The 14,159-nt window shown below is 63.6% G+C and carries 19 protein-coding genes; 9 read left to right on the top strand and 10 right to left on the bottom strand.

Going from position 1 to position 14,159, the window contains the following annotated elements; all coding sequences use genetic code 11:
• The first annotated feature begins 33 nt into the window (after positions 1–33).
• Both AC070A_RS19615 and nadC read left to right on the top strand, forming a co-directional pair.
• The gene (locus tag AC070A_RS19615; protein WP_057252771.1) at positions 34–1,632 is read left to right on the top strand and encodes an L-aspartate oxidase; all 1,599 of its coding nucleotides are present in this window, start codon (positions 34–36) and stop codon (positions 1,630–1,632) included.
• Between the two features lie 50 nt (positions 1,633–1,682).
• The gene (gene nadC / locus AC070A_RS19610) at positions 1,683–2,591 is read left to right on the top strand and encodes a carboxylating nicotinate-nucleotide diphosphorylase (protein WP_057252769.1); all 909 of its coding nucleotides are present in this window, start codon (positions 1,683–1,685) and stop codon (positions 2,589–2,591) included.
• Positions 2,592–2,712: 121 nt separating this feature from the next.
• On the opposite strand, the gene AC070A_RS19605 is transcribed toward nadC, so the two are convergent.
• From AC070A_RS19605 to AC070A_RS19565, 9 genes are all read right to left on the bottom strand, one after another.
• Positions 2,713–2,958 (bottom strand): hypothetical protein, encoded by a 246-nt coding sequence (locus AC070A_RS19605; protein WP_058320251.1) that lies wholly within the window; start codon positions 2,956–2,958, stop codon positions 2,713–2,715.
• Positions 2,959–3,107: 149 nt separating this feature from the next.
• On the bottom strand, positions 3,108–4,136 hold the full coding sequence (locus AC070A_RS19600) for an NUDIX hydrolase (protein ID WP_057252765.1): 1,029 nt from the start codon (positions 4,134–4,136) through the stop codon (positions 3,108–3,110).
• Entirely contained in the window at positions 4,078–4,617 is a 540-nt protein-coding gene (locus AC070A_RS19595; RefSeq protein WP_113479444.1) for a tyrosine phosphatase family protein, read from the bottom strand. Before AC070A_RS19595 ends, AC070A_RS19600 begins: the two co-directional genes overlap by 59 nt.
• Before the next feature lies 1 nt (position 4,618).
• Positions 4,619–5,227 (bottom strand): YfbR-like 5'-deoxynucleotidase, encoded by a 609-nt coding sequence (locus AC070A_RS19590; protein WP_057252762.1) that lies wholly within the window; start codon positions 5,225–5,227, stop codon positions 4,619–4,621.
• Positions 5,224–6,072 carry a CAF17-like 4Fe-4S cluster assembly/insertion protein YgfZ gene (gene ygfZ / locus AC070A_RS19585; protein WP_058320250.1) on the bottom strand — a complete coding sequence of 283 codons (849 nt, stop codon included), beginning with the start codon at positions 6,070–6,072 and terminating at the stop codon, positions 5,224–5,226. Before ygfZ ends, AC070A_RS19590 begins: the two co-directional genes overlap by 4 nt.
• Positions 6,073–6,275: 203 nt before the next feature.
• On the bottom strand, positions 6,276–7,067 hold the full coding sequence (locus AC070A_RS19580; protein ID WP_113479445.1) for a hypothetical protein: 792 nt from the start codon (positions 7,065–7,067) through the stop codon (positions 6,276–6,278).
• 15 nt (positions 7,068–7,082) lie between these two features.
• Positions 7,083–7,352: a hypothetical protein gene (locus AC070A_RS19575; RefSeq protein ID WP_093232155.1), complete on the bottom strand. Its 270-nt coding sequence runs from the start codon at positions 7,350–7,352 to the stop codon at positions 7,083–7,085.
• Positions 7,353–7,510: 158 nt separating this feature from the next.
• The gene (locus tag AC070A_RS19570) at positions 7,511–7,957 is read right to left on the bottom strand and encodes a TIGR02301 family protein (protein WP_057252758.1); all 447 of its coding nucleotides are present in this window, start codon (positions 7,955–7,957) and stop codon (positions 7,511–7,513) included.
• Positions 7,954–8,415, bottom strand: a complete 462-nt coding sequence (locus AC070A_RS19565; RefSeq protein WP_057252757.1) for an NUDIX hydrolase — start codon at positions 8,413–8,415, stop codon at positions 7,954–7,956. Before AC070A_RS19565 ends, AC070A_RS19570 begins: the two co-directional genes overlap by 4 nt.
• A gap of 60 nt (positions 8,416–8,475) precedes the next feature.
• Between AC070A_RS19565 and AC070A_RS19560 the strand changes: the two genes are divergently transcribed.
• Positions 8,476–9,249, top strand: a complete 774-nt coding sequence (locus AC070A_RS19560; protein WP_058320248.1) for an SOS response-associated peptidase — start codon at positions 8,476–8,478, stop codon at positions 9,247–9,249.
• Positions 9,250–9,252: 3 nt separating this feature from the next.
• Here AC070A_RS19560 and AC070A_RS19555 read toward each other — a convergent pair whose 3' ends face one another.
• Complete coding sequence (locus AC070A_RS19555; RefSeq protein ID WP_176907119.1) at positions 9,253–9,396, bottom strand: hypothetical protein; 144 nt, start codon at positions 9,394–9,396, stop codon at positions 9,253–9,255.
• 413 nt (positions 9,397–9,809) lie between these two features.
• Here AC070A_RS19555 and cysS point away from each other — a divergent pair, with 413 nt between their 5' ends.
• The 6 genes from cysS (at position 9,810) to pip (ending at position 14,125) form a co-directional block, all read left to right on the top strand.
• Positions 9,810–11,201 carry a cysteine--tRNA ligase gene (gene cysS, locus AC070A_RS19550; RefSeq protein WP_057252753.1) on the top strand — a complete coding sequence of 464 codons (1,392 nt, stop codon included), beginning with the start codon at positions 9,810–9,812 and terminating at the stop codon, positions 11,199–11,201.
• A gap of 107 nt (positions 11,202–11,308) precedes the next feature.
• Entirely contained in the window at positions 11,309–11,689 is a 381-nt protein-coding gene (locus AC070A_RS19545) for a VOC family protein (protein ID WP_057252751.1), read from the top strand.
• Positions 11,690–11,701: 12 nt separating this feature from the next.
• A complete protein-coding gene (locus AC070A_RS19540; RefSeq protein WP_057252749.1) occupies positions 11,702–12,193 on the top strand; it encodes a GFA family protein in 492 nt (163 codons plus the stop codon).
• On the top strand, positions 12,190–12,666 hold the full coding sequence (locus tag AC070A_RS19535) for a GFA family protein (RefSeq protein ID WP_057252748.1): 477 nt from the start codon (positions 12,190–12,192) through the stop codon (positions 12,664–12,666). Before AC070A_RS19540 ends, AC070A_RS19535 begins: the two co-directional genes overlap by 4 nt.
• Positions 12,639–13,160 (top strand): GFA family protein, encoded by a 522-nt coding sequence (locus tag AC070A_RS19530; protein WP_057252746.1) that lies wholly within the window; start codon positions 12,639–12,641, stop codon positions 13,158–13,160. Before AC070A_RS19535 ends, AC070A_RS19530 begins: the two co-directional genes overlap by 28 nt.
• Positions 13,161–13,162: 2 nt before the next feature.
• A complete protein-coding gene (gene pip / locus AC070A_RS19525) occupies positions 13,163–14,125 on the top strand; it encodes a prolyl aminopeptidase (protein WP_057252745.1) in 963 nt (320 codons plus the stop codon).
• The last annotated feature ends 34 nt before the right edge of the window (positions 14,126–14,159 follow it).

Here is a 14,159-nt window from a genome sequence, read left to right as displayed (position 1 = left end):
AAACTCTGCATGCGCATTGGAGGAGAATGAAACATGCTGACCGACCACTTCCGCCCGCAATCCTTCAACGGGATTGACGACATCGTCATCGTCGGCGGCGGCCTGGCCGGCCTTTTCTGCGCGCTGAAGCTGAGCCCGAGGCCGGTGACGATCCTGGCTGCCGCGCCCATCGGCCACGGCGCCTCGTCGGCCTGGGCTCAAGGGGGCATCGCCGCGGCCATGAGCCCGGGCGATACCTTCGAGAAACACGTTGCCGACACGCTCGCCGCCGGCGCCGGCATCGTCGACGAGAAGATGACGCGCATGATGGTCGCCGAAGGCCCGGCGCGCATTCACGATCTTCTGGAATATGGCGTGCCCTTCGATCGCGACCTCGAAGGCAAGCTGCTCTTGTCGCGCGAGGCGGCGCATTCCGAGCGCCGCATCGTCCGGGTCAAGGGCGACATGGCCGGCAAGGCAATCATGGAAGCGTTGATTGCCGCGGTGCGCAAGACGCCTTCGATCCGCGTGATCGAGGGTTACGTCGTGGAGGAACTGGTTCGCGAGGGCCGGTTCATCTCCGGCGTCATCGCGCGACCGGATGCGGGACAGTCGAAGAAGCGCGTCTCGTTCCCGGCGCGTGCCGTCGTACTTTGCTCCGGCGGCGTCGGTCATCTCTATGCGGTCACCACCAACCCTTGGGAAGCCTGCGGGCAGGGGGTCGGCATGGCAGCGCGCGCCGGCGCGATCATCGCCGATCCGGAGTTCGTGCAGTTCCACCCGACCGCGATCAATATCGGCAAGGATCCGGCGCCGCTGGCGACCGAGGCGCTGCGCGGTGACGGTGCCCACCTCCTGAATGCAGCCGGCCATCGCTTCATGCTCGACATTCACCCCGACGGCGAGCTTGCGCCGCGCGACATCGTTTCGCGCGGGGTCTTCGCCGAGGTCCAGGCCGGGCGTGGCGCCTTCCTCGATTGCACCAAGGCGATCGGCAAGCACTTCCCCGACATGTTCCCGACGGTCTATGCCTCGTGCACCGCGGCCGGCATCGATCCGGTGACCCAGCCGATCCCTGTCGTGCCCGCGGTCCACTACCATATGGGCGGCGTGCTGACGGACGCGGAGGGCCGCACCTCGATCGATGGCCTCTGGGCCGCCGGCGAAGTCACCTCGACAGGCGTGCATGGCGCCAACCGCCTTGCCTCCAACTCGCTGCTCGAAGCCGTCGTCTTTGCGGCCCGTATCGCCGAAAACATCAAGGGCACGCTGCCGACGCCGCAGCTCACCGAGTGGGGCGACAATGCCGGCGAGAATGACGATCCGGTGACCGTCGAGGATAGCCCGCAGCTCAAGGTTCTGCGCCAGGTGATGAGCGATTGCGTCGGTGTGATCCGCACGCGCGAAAGCCTGCTGAAGGCAATCCGAGAGATCGCGGTGCTCGAGCGCGAAAATTCGCGCATGCGCTTTACCAACATCATCACCACAGCCAAGCTGATCACCGTCGGTGCGCTACGCCGCACGGAAAGCCGCGGCGGCCACTTCCGCGCCGATTGCCCGGCGGAGCGGCCGGAATGGCGCCGACGCACCTACCTGACGCTCGCCGAAGCCAATCGCCTTTCAAAGGAATTGGCTGAAACGGAACCGGCGTGATCCGGCACTCCGCCACTCGCATGTGACTGAAGCTCAAGGACCGCCAGCAGATGACCGCAGCCTTCCGCCCCGAACTGCCCGCACTGATGATCGAGGACCAGGTGCGCGCCGCACTGCTTGAGGACCTCGGCCGCGCCGGCGACATTACCACGCAGTCGACGATCGGACCGGAGCTGACGGCAACGGCCGGCATGAATGCCCGCGACCCCGGCGTCGTCGCCGGGCTCGATCTCGCGCGCGCCGCCTTCCGTCTGGTCGACCCGTCGATCGGTTTCGAGGCGTTGGTGGCGGATGGGGACCGGGTGGCGCCGGGCACGGCAATCGCCCGCATCTCCGGCCGTGCCCGCGGCCTGCTATCGGCCGAGCGGGTGGGCCTGAATTTCCTTATGCATCTCTCGGGTATTGCGACCTATACGGCGAAATTCGCCGACGAGATCGCCCATACGCGTGCGAAGGTTTGCTGTACCCGCAAGACCATCCCGGGGCTGCGCGCACTCGAGAAATATGCCGTGCGTCTCGGCGGTGGCTCCAACCACCGCTACGGGCTCGACGACGCGGTGTTGATCAAGGATAACCACATCGCCGTTTCCGGCGGTGTCGCCAGCGCCATCCACGCGGCGCGGGCCTATTGCGGCCATCTCGTCAAGATCGAGGTCGAGGTCGATGGTCTCGACCAGATGCGCGAGGCGCTGACCGCCCAGCCCGACGTCATCCTGCTCGACAATATGGGCCCGGAGCTGCTGCGCGAAGCCGTCGCCGTCAACCAGGCATTCTGGCAGCTCTCCACCGACGCCTACGCGCTCGACGCCCGCCGCACCCGGCTCGAGGCCTCCGGCAACGTCAAGATCGATACTGTGCGCGCGATTGCCGAAAGCGGCATCGACTACATCTCGACTTCAAAGATCACCATGGCCGCTCCAACGCTCGACATTGGCCTCGATGTGGTGATCAACCGGTAACGAGCAGTTCAACTACAGCGCCGCGCGTCTTACCAGACGCGCAAAGGTCGCTGTAGCACTTTGATTTTCTGCATGTCTTGGACCTTAAATCGAGGTCGATTTAAGGAGACACCCAGTAGCGTTATCGCTGCATGATGAACGGGCAGGCGAAGCGCTCGCCGACGGTGATCTGCGTGCCGCAATCGTAGCGGCAGGTCTTGAACTGCCCGTTCGAATCCTGGCTGTTGAGATTGCAGATCGTGGTCTGCGGCTGCATGCCGCCGCCCTGCTGGTTCTTGAAGTAGTCGGGCATCTTCGGCTTCTCGTCGATACCCGACTGGGGCGAGGTGCCGAGCAGCGACGTCAGCAGGGTCAGTGCGAGCAGCATGGTTGTCACCTCCGTCATGAGCAGCGCGGAAGCTGGACCCATTCGCACCGCGATGGACGCGTCCTGTACCCGCGTCATGGCCTAGAATGTAGTGCGATTTTCGCGATCTGTTAGACGTAGCGCCGATTTTCCGCGGCCGGCATCCGCAATCATCGCCCGCCAACCTTGAGGCCCGGGGCAGGGCGCTCGTCGAGGATCTGGCGGCGGAAGCGGAAGAGGGCGGCCGGGCGCCCACCGGTGGAAGACAGTGTCATGCCTGTCGGTTCCACCAGCTCCGCACCTTCGACGAGGCGGCGGAAATTCTGCTTGTGCAGGTGACGGCCGGAGATCGCTTCGACGGTCGCCTGCAGGTCGGTCAGCGTGAACTCCGGCGGCATCAGTTCGAAGACGACAGGGCGATATTTGAGCTTGCCGCGCAACCTCGCGATCGCTGTCGCGACGATGCGGCGATGGTCATGGCGCATGGCCTGTCCGACGGTCAGAACGTCGTGGCCGTTGCCGTGGCCGTCGAGCACAGCTTCGGGCACGAGCCCGGCCTCGTAGAGCAGCTCGTAGCGCTCCAGCACCCGCTCCTCGTCCCAGGGAAAATCGTCGAGACCAAATGCCAGGCGAATGCGTGCCCGGCGGCGGGCGATCCGGGCGGCCTGTTCTTCGCCGGTGGCGCCAGTCTCCCAGCGGGCAAGCCCCGGCAGGATCGCCTGATCGAGGACCGGTGGGCGGCCCTGCCGCCAGTCTTCCCAAGGCAGGTAGCCGTACCAGTCGCGCCAGTGCGCGCCGGCTTCGGCGAGCCGCTCGGTGTTTTCGGCGTCGGTCCTGGTTAGCGCCAGATAGCCGACCGAGACCATGTGTTTGCCTTCTTCGCCCGGAAGCCGCTGCCGGCCGCGATCACCGAAGGTGTAGAGCTGTTCGATATAGCCGAGTTTCAGCGCCGTGCGCTTTTCGACGCGATCGCGCAGGCTCGTCTCAAAGGTCCGATGCAGCGCCGGATCAAAGGGGCCGAAGGGCAGGCTGTCTCGCGCGTCGCCGTCGGTTTCGCTGACGGCAAGGATCCGAGGACTGCGCTGGACGACGGCGACGATCGCCGCATTGAGGCCGATTTCGACCGTCGTCGGCTGCGTTTCAGTCGGCAACGGCTGCCCCCTCGGCAAGGAGCGGCAGGACAAAGGGTGCGTTACCATCGGTGTCCGCACCTCGGCCGATCCCGCGCACGGCGGCCATGAGCCGCCCGTTACGCTGGAGCACCGTATCACCGATCTCGATAAGCCGGCTGTTTGGCGTTGCGAAGGGCGAGGCGCGCCGCAGGCGCTGAACCAATTCTGCGTCATCCTGGTCCGGCTCGGCGGCAAGGGCCGCGATAAGCGCCGCTGCCGGCGAACGCGAAACGCCCATCCAGCAATGGACGAGCAACGGCCGCGCGCGATCCCATTCGCGCGCAAAGGCGACGATCTGCCGGACATGCTCTTCCTGCGGCGCGATGAGGTCGCCGGTGCCGGCAAAGGTGATGTCGTTCATGCCGAGCGTCAGGTGCCGCGCCTTGGCGATGACCCCGGGGCGATGAAAGTCCTGGCCCTTGGCGACAAGGCTGATCATCTCGGTGCAGCCATGGCGAACGGCCATTTCGGCGACGCGGGCGAGTGGCGAAACGACGATCTCCGGCATGTCAGATTTCCGCGCGCGCCGGCAGGCGCTCTGCTTCCAGAACCTGGAACCGTTCCGTGAACAGCCGCTGCGCTTCGACGGCCGGCAAAGGATCGATCAGCAGCGTTTCGCGGGTAATGCCGCGTGGCTGGCCGAAGAACTTGCGCGCCTCTTCGACCGAGAAGCCGGCAAGCACGGTCGCTTCGAAATAGGCGGCGACGTGGTCGGCCTTCTTGATCCGATCCTTCAATTCCTTGGAGCATTGCGCCGGCAGGCCGAAGCGAAGGTGAATGGCGCTTTCCAGCCGCTTTTCCACCGACTTGTAGCCGCCGCCGACCACCGCCTTGAACGGCGAGATCATGTCACCGATCACATATTCCGGCGCGTCATGCAGCAGTGCCAGCAGGCAGTCGTCGGTGCTGCATTTGTTGCTGCGGCGAAAGATGTCCTCGACCATCAGGCTGTGCTGCGCCACCGAGAAGGCGTGGTCGCCGGCCGTCTGGCCGTTCCAGCGGGCAACGCGCGCGAGCCCATGGGCGATGTCGCCGATCTCCACGTCGAGCGGCGACGGATCGAGCAGGTCCAGCCGGCGGCCGGAGAGCATGCGTTGCCAAGCGCGGGTCGACGTCACGCGCTTGCCTCGTCGGCGCTCGTCGGGAAGGTGAGCCCGGTCCATTCGGGCAGGACCATGGTCACCGGTACGTCACCGGCAAGCAACTGAACATCGTTCGCCATGGCTTCTCCCGCCTTGTCGATGCGCACGATCGCGAGTGCCGACTTGCCTTGAACCGTACCCAGCGTGCCGATGGACTTATCGTTCGCAGTAATCGTCGTTCCCGTCGGGGGAAGCGCGGTCTGCGCAGAGACGATCACGACCCGGCGGCGCGGCATGCCGCGGTGCTGCATCCGCGACACCACTTCCTGGCCGACGTAGCATCCCTTCTTGAAGGAAAGGCCGCCGTTCTTGTCGAGGAGAACATCATGCGGAAAAGCATCCTGCGCCACATAATCAGTGCCGGCACTCGCGACGCCCGCTGCGATGCGAATCCGCTCGAGTTCTTCGACGCCGGCCGTGTCGCCGGCTGCTTCGCCATAGGCGCGGAAGAGTGCGACGCCGGCTTTCTCGAAGCGGTGATCCCGATAAGCCCCCTCAGGCGGGGCCTCGTCAAATATCACGGTGACGGCGGCGGACGCATCGATCGAAAGGTCGACCGCCGAGCGAAGCTTGTACATCGTCAGCCGCTTCAGCAGTGCTTCCGCCTGGTCGCGCGCGGTCTCCAGCCTAAGGCAGTCGCCATCACGGGAGATCATGAAGTCGAACAGAATCTTGCCCTGCGGCGTCAGCAAGGCGCCGGGACGCGATTCATCGGGCGCCAGCGCATCGAGGTCGGTGGTGATCAATCCCTGGAGGAGATCTTCGGCGTCCTTGCCGGAGACGGCGACAATCGCGCGGTCGTCGAGGCGAACTCTGGGCATCGTTCGAATCCTGCTCGGCGGGTGGGAACCCGCTCTAACCTAGAGCATTTCCAGCAAAAGTACGTAGCGGTTTTGCGTCCGGAAATGCGTACAACAAACACCGATCACGTCGCGATCCGGGTCGACTCGACCTGGTACCATCGTGATCTCTTGGCGAAGAGGTAGGATGTTCGGAGAGGATCGGCAAGCTCGGTCGCCGGCGGTCAGTCGCCGGCGATGAAGAATTTCCACTTTCCGTCCGGCATGATGCCGACGCGGTAGAAGTTGTAGCTGCCGAACTCTTCCATGTCTGCAAAGTCCCCTGCGGTGACCAGGCGGAACAGATCGACCTTTTCCGGTGCCGTGAGCATCGAGAGCTTCTTTTCCGCGAAGTAGGGCCAGACATAGGCCTCCTGCGGCGTGCCCTTGTCCACCAGCACGAAACCGGTCGACAGCACGTCGAGCAGGATCGCCAGGATTTCGACACCCTCTTGATCGCCCGAAAGTCCCTTCAGAATCGCGACCGGGTCCTCGTCGCCGGTGACGCCGGTGACCTGGGTTTGGGTCGGGCCCTTGCCGAGCAACGGGCGCAGGCGCTCGATATCGCCGGAAGCAGCCGCTTCGACGATCAGTTCACGCATCCGGGCAACCGGCGCCGGAATCTTGGAAACGTCTGTCAGAACCTCGACAGGCCCGGCCGTCTCAGGCTCTTCGGCCGCGGGGGCCTCGTCCTTGGTGGCCGTCGCTGACTTGTTGATCAGCGGATCGGGCATCGGGATTTCGAGCGGAAGCTTCTCTTCTTCGTCCGGCTCCTCCGCGACAGGTTCGGCCACAGGCGGCGCCGCCTTCTGGTCGCCGGTAGTGGGCTGTTCGGTGGGAACGGGTTGCGGCGCGCCCTGCAATTCGCTGAGAGCAAAGGCGGGGGAAAACGCTGCCGGGGTGCTCACGGCGACACCGGCCAAAAGCAGCGTGGCGAGGCGAACCGGAAGGGTCCGGTTTGCAAGATTCCGAATCATCGGGCAGTCCTGATATTACTGAAGCGTGCGCTGGGGCGAGAACTCGCCGGCGAGGACGCGTTCGCGAAGCGAATTGAGCATCGCTTCCGCACCGTCTTCGCCATGAAGCCGAACGGTTTCCCGCATGGCGAGCGCGATGGCCGCATCGGCGATGATTTCCGGCTCGATACCATCAGCCATGCCGTCCGCCCAGGCCTCGCTCTGGTGTTCCAGCGCAGCCTGCATTTTCTCGTGGACGATCATGTCATCGATGTCGGTCAGGCTTGGTTCCATCATTCGTTCCATGCGACTTCCATTGTGCAAGCGGTTCATTCTTTGGCCGTCCGGCTGAACTCCAACTGAACGGCTGTGACGGACTCGCCACTTCTTACCACTCTCTTAACGAACTTAGCAGCCTTTTCCCGAAACGACACGGGGTCGTGAGAAAAGAGGTTAATTTATTGCTAATTTCCAAAGCGGGCGACGATTTCTGACGCAAGTGTTGCGCCTTCGGCACGGTATCGCTGCTCGGCGACGATCGCCGGTCCCGTGCAGGTCGTATAAACAGAGGCAAAGGTGCGATACCCACGGTTGAAGGCGGCGGTCATCCTTTCGCGTCGTTTGATCTCGTCGGCCGTTTCCTTGTCGATCAATTCCTGCATCGAACGACGCCAGACATCCTCCGGCTCCTTGACGCAAAGGTTCCTGAGATAGTGAACGGAGCCGATGATTTCGGAAAGCCGGATCAACCTCTGGTCGTAGGGTGTGGGTTTCTCCTCCACGACGGCAGGGGCTGCAGCCTCGGTGGTTGCCGTCTCTTTCGTCGGCGTTTTTTGCGCCGCCGCACCGGTGGCGGCTGTCAGCGCGAGGCCGGCCAGGGCAAGCCGCGCAAGGATCGGGGCAGTGATCATGGCTCCACCAAGCCGGAATTGACGGCGGTTTCAAGGCCGCGGCCGGATTCCGTGTCGATCTCCGCGAGCCTTTCCACGCATTCGCGCACGCTGTCCGGGATCGGCAAGGCAAAGATTTCGGCCGGCGTGAACCAGCCAAGACCGGCGGCGTCGTCGCTGGCAACGGCTACCGCGTCGCCACCCGCGTCGGCTCGGAAGACAGAAAGCAGGAAATGCCGTCCTTCCGATTCCTTGCCGGGCAGGTCGTAGGTTTCGAACAGCACGGGATTGCGGGCCTCTATGCCGGTCTCTTCCAACAATTCGCGAAGCGCAGTTTCAGCCGGCGTCTCTCCGGGCTCCGCCCGTCCACCGGGAAAGGCGTACATGTCGGCCGACGGCGGGTTGGCCCGCCTCACGAGCAGGTAGCGGCCGTCGCGTTCGAGAATGACCGAGGAGGCGAGTTCAGGCTTGGTCGACATCGGGAATCAAATTGCCTCAGTAACGTTGACCCATCCTACGTGAAGTGCCACATCCGTGTCATGTGCGGACGTTTTGCGTTGACGGCGACGCCGGAAGAATTGTTGGAATTATTTGCGCTGCTGGAAAGCGAAGACTTTCCGGCGCGCTTCAACATAGCGCCCACCCAGCCGATCATGGTCGTCGTTTCCGGCGAACGGGCTCAGCCCGGCAGCAATCTTCCGGAACGCAAGGCGGTCCTCGTGCGCTGGGGGTTCATGCCCGGGTGGGTCAAGGACCCGCGTGACTTTCCGCTGCTGATCAATGCCCGCGCCGAATCGGCGATTGAAAAGGCATCGTTCCGGGCGGCCATGCGACACCGGCGCGTGCTGGTGCCGGCCTCCGGCTTCTACGAGTGGCGCCGGCCGCCGAAAGGCAGCCGCGAGCCGTCGCAAGCCTATTGGGTGCGCCCGCGCAAGGGCGGGATCGTTGCCTTCGCCGGTCTGATGGAGACCTGGTCGTCGGCCGATGGCTCGGAAGTCGACACCGCCGCCATCCTGACGACGGCGGCCAATGCCTCGATCCGGCAGATCCACGACCGTATGCCCGTCGTCATTAAGCCCGAGGATTTCGCCCGCTGGCTGGACTGCAAGACGCAGGAGCCGCGCGAGATTGTCGATCTCTTCGGCCCCGTGGCGGAGGATTACTTCGAGGCGATCCCCGTTTCCGACAAAGTCAACAAGGTTGCCAATGCCGGCCCTGACATTCAGGAGGCGGTGACGCCCAAGGTCGCGCCGGACGCTCGACCCGAGAGCAAACCGGCCGAACCGGCTAACGCACAGATGTCCCTGTTCTGAGGGTCAGGCGGGCCGCTTGGTCAGCTTGGTCGCAGGCTTCACCTTTGCCTGCAGCGCGGCGGCGAGTACGGCCTTCAGGCCGAGCGGGCGATACTGTTCGATGAGATTTGCGGATTTGGCGACGTCTTTGGTCTTTGCGGCTTTCACTTGCACTCACTCCTTGATGCTTACCTGAACCGGATACATGCCGTTCTCGTCATTCAGCGCGAAAACGACGCTCCTCCCTGTTCTCCGGAGACAGGAACCGTGGTGCAGAACCAACTACACCGCGAATCTGTTTTCCGCGTGGCGCTCTCAGATAAGCCCAATCATGACAAATCCATGGCCGCCGTTTCCCTTTCGATAGCTTACTGTGCTTGCATGCGGCTGACCTCTTGACCGAGCACAGGCGACGCGCGATAAGTGAGCCTATGAAAACGGTTATCTGCATTATCTGCCGGAAGATTATTCGCTAGCGTCCCGCTGGCCTGGCCGTTTTCGTCTCCTAAAATCCAAGATGACAAACGCGCGGGCCGCCCGGGCGCCGTGTTTCGACGGTCGTATGCATATGGAGATTGGGAATGGGCGGAGCGCCGACACTAAAGCTGTACAACACGCTGACGCGGGAGAAGGTCGAGTTCCGGCCGATCGATCCCGACAACGTCCGCATGTATGTCTGCGGCCCGACGGTCTATGATTATGCCCATATCGGCAATGCCCGGCCGGTGATTGTCTTCGATGTGCTTTTCCGGCTGCTGCGCCACGTCTATGGCGCGGAGCACGTGACCTATGCCCGCAACATCACCGACGTCGACGACAAGATCAACGCGCGGGCGCTGCGCGACTATCCGACCCTGCCGCTCAATGAAGCGATCCGGCGGGTGACAGAGAAGACCGAAACGCAGTTTCTGGCGGACGCCAAATCGCTCGGCTGCCTCGATCCCGACGTGCAGCCGAGGGCGACCGACAACATCGCGCAGATGATCGATATCATCGAAAAGCTGCTTGCCAAGGCGCATGCCTATCAGGCGGGCGGCGAGGTGCTGTTCGATACCAAGTCGATGGCCGACTACGGTCAGCTTTCAAAGCGCAACCTCGACGAACAGCAGGCCGGCGCCCGCATTGCCGTGGAAGTGCACAAGAAAAATCCCGGCGATTTCGTGCTGTGGAAGCTTTCGGCCGACAACGAGCCGGGCTGGGACAGTCCGTGGGGCAGGGGCCGTCCGGGCTGGCATATCGAGTGCTCGGCGATGAGCAAACGTTATCTCGGCGAGGTCTTCGACATTCATGGCGGCGGGCTCGACCTGATCTTCCCGCATCATGAAAACGAGATCGCCCAGTCCCGTTGCGCCCACGGCACGCAAGTGATGGCGAATGTCTGGATGCACAACGGCTTCCTGCAGGTCGAAGGCCGCAAGATGTCGAAGTCCGAGGGCAACTTCGTCACCATCTACGAATTGCTGCACACGGAGAAGTTTGCCGGTCGCCAGTGGCCGGGCGACGTGCTGAGGCTTGCCATGCTGATGACGCATTACCGCGAACCGATCGATTTCTCGGTGAAGCGGCTGGAGGAAGCCGAGCACCTGCTTTCGAAATGGCCTGTGCCGGGCGAGGCGAAGGGCGAGGCCGATCCGCCCGTCGTGGCGGCGCTCGCCGACGACCTCAACACCGTCGCTGCGGTTCAGGCGCTCCATGCGCTCGCCCAGAAGGCGGCGGCCGATCCGAAGCTGCTCGGCACCTTCGCCGCCAGTGCTGCGCTGATCGGCGTTGTGCCTGAGGCGGTCGAACTCGACGAGGGCGTGGTACGCGACATCGACGGCCGTGTCCGCGCCCGCCTGGAACTGCTGAAGGCGAAGAATTTCGCCGAGGCCGACAAGATCCGCGACGATCTTCTCGCCCAGGGCATCCAGCTCAAGGATGGCAAGGATGCGGCAACCGGCGAGCGTGTGACGACCTGGGACATCAAACGGTGATCGCGAGCCCGGCGGCGAGTTTTGTCCGATCCCTTTGAGCGGGATCGGACAATGCCTCCAGGAACGGCGGAAACGCGGAGAGCATGCATGAAAGAGGAGTTCGTGCGATGATCGACCACACGGGCATTCCCGTCTCGGATTTCGACCGGGCGCGGTCGTTCTACGACAAGGCCCTCGCTCCGCTCGGCGCCTCGCTGCTGATGATGGTGCCGGTGGAACATACCGGCGGCGTCAAGGTTGGCGGCTATGGCCGCGAACGGCCGGTCTTCTGGTTGCATGAGGCGACCACCGGTCCGGGACGGCACTATGCGTTTTCGGCAAGAAGCCGCGCCGAAGTCGACGGCTTCTACGAAGCGGCAATGGCCGCCGGCGGGCGCGACAACGGCAAGCCCGGGCTTCGGCCACACTATCACCCCGACTACTACGGGGCCTTCGTACTCGATCCCGACGGCAACAACATCGAAGCCGTCTGCCACGCGCCGGCTTGAGGAGGGGTTGCGATGAGTCTCGACAACAGGCCCTATTATACCGGAGGCTGTCAGTGCGGCGCGGTCCGCTTCCGCGTCGAGGGCAAACTTGGTGACGCATCCGTCTGTCATTGCCGCATGTGCCAGAAGGCGAGCGGCAACTTCTATATGCCCTTGGTTTCCGTTCGCGGCGCCCATGTGACCTGGACGCGCGGCGAGCCGAAGCGCTTTCAGTCGTCAAACGCCGCGCGACGCGGCTTCTGCGCCGATTGCGGCACGCCGCTGACCTACGAGGCACCGGATGGCATGGCGCTCGCCATCGCCACCTTCGACGAGCCGCAAGGCATCGTGCCCACCATCCAGTGGGGCATCGAGGGCAAGCTGCCCTATGTCGATCACGTGGCCGATCTGCCGGGCGTTCAGACGATGGAAGATCCGGACGCGATCGAATTCCTGACCAATCTCGTTTCCTACCAGCATCCCGACCACGACACCGAAACCTGGCCCCCGGAGGAAAGACGATGAGCGAAAACGTTCGAACAGGCGGATGCCAGTGCGGCGCAGTCCGTTTCCGTATCCGGGGGCAGCTTGGCCGTCCGTCGATCTGCCATTGCCGCATGTGCCAGAAGCAGTTCGGCTCGTTCTTCTCGGCGCTGGTGACGGCGCCGAAGGACGGCGTCGAATGGGCGCGGGATGAGCCGAGCTATTTCCAGTCCTCGGTCAACATCGATCGCGGCTTCTGCCCGAAATGCGGCACGCCGATGACCTACCGGCACCCCGGCGGCCTCGAGATCGCCATCGGCACCTTTGACGATCGCACCGATCTCGCGCCGAAAATCCAGGTCAATCACGCGTCGCGGCTGCCCTGGGTCGATACCATCTTCGAGCAGCCGGTGCTGGAGGATCAGGACTTCTACGCGCGGCAGGAGAGCATCATCTCCTTCCAGCACCCGGATCACGAGACCGAGCAATGGCACCCTTCGGGGGCATTCCGGTGACCATCGCCCGCATCTATACCGGTGGATGCCAATGCGGCGCCGTCCGCTACCGTGCCGAAGGCACGCTCGCGGATCCGCATATCTGTCATTGCCGCATGTGCCAGAAGGCGGCCGGCAACTATTTCATGCCGCTGGCGAATGTCGCGCGCGACAGTTTCGATATTACCCGCGGCCAGCCGTCCTGGTTCCGCTCGTCGCATCTGGTTCGACGCGGCTTCTGCAGCGACTGCGGCACGCCGCTGTTCTATGACATGCCGGATGCGGATTTCATCAATATCACGCTCGGTTCGCTCGACGATCCGGATGACGTGTTGCCCGTCTATCAGGCCGGCGTCGAGTCGCGCGTGCTGTGGTTTTCGCGGCTCGCCAGACTGCCCGAAAAAGAGACGGATGACGGCAGCGAGGTGTCCGCCACCCGCCATCTGATCATACTCGAAACGAACCGCCAGCACCCGGACTACGACACCGTGCACTGGCCGCTGACGAAAGACTGAAAATGACGACTGTACTGCGTACGCTCTACCCGGAAATCGAACCCTATGCATCGGGCCACCTCGATGTCGGCGACGGTCACGTGATCTATTGGGAAAAGGTCGGCACGCCAGGCGCCAAGCCTGCCGTCTTCCTGCATGGCGGACCGGGCGGCACGATTTCTGCCAACCATCGTCGCCTGTTCGATCCGGCGCTCTATGATGTGACTTTGTTCGACCAGCGCGGCTGCGGCAAGTCGACTCCGCACGCGAAGATCGAGGCCAACACCACATGGCATCTCGTCGCCGATATCGAGCGGCTGCGCGCACAGGCTGGGGTCGCCAAGTGGTTGGTCTTCGGCGGCTCCTGGGGATCGACGCTGGCGCTCGCCTATGCCGAGAAGCACCCGGAGCGGGTTTCGGAACTCGTGCTGCGCGGCATCTACACGCTGACGAAGGCCGAGCTCGACTGGTACTATCAGTTCGGCGTCTCGGAGATGTTCCCGGACAAATGGGAGCGGTTCATCGCGCCGATCCCGGAAGACGAACGGCACGAGATGATGCACGCCTACCACCGCCGCCTGATGAGCGACGACAAGGCGACGCGTCTTGCCGCCGCCAAGGCCTGGAGCATCTGGGAAGGCGAGACGATTACGCTGCTGCCGGAACTGTCGACGAGCGCACCTTTCGCCGACGACGAATATGCCGATGCCTTCGCGCGCATCGAAAACCACTTCTTCGTCAATGCCGGCTGGATGGACGACGGCCAATTGTTGCGGGATGTTCACCGGCTTCGCGGAATTCCCGGCGTCGTCATCCACGGGCGCTACGACATGCCGTGCCCGGCGAAGTACGCCTGGCAGTTGCACAAGGCCTGGCCGGGGTCCGAGCTCCATCTGATCGAAGGGGCAGGGCACGCCTATTCCGAGCCCGGCATTCTCGACCGGCTGATCCGGGCGACGGACCGATACGCAGGCAAGACCGAGTAAGACCAGCAAGAACCGAGCATTTGGACGATTAGCC

The sequence above is a fragment of the Ensifer sp. GW101-20A05 genome (assembly GCF_059424735.1).
The sequence above is the reverse complement of the archived record's forward strand: the minus strand, read 5'-3'. Positions and strand labels throughout refer to the sequence as shown.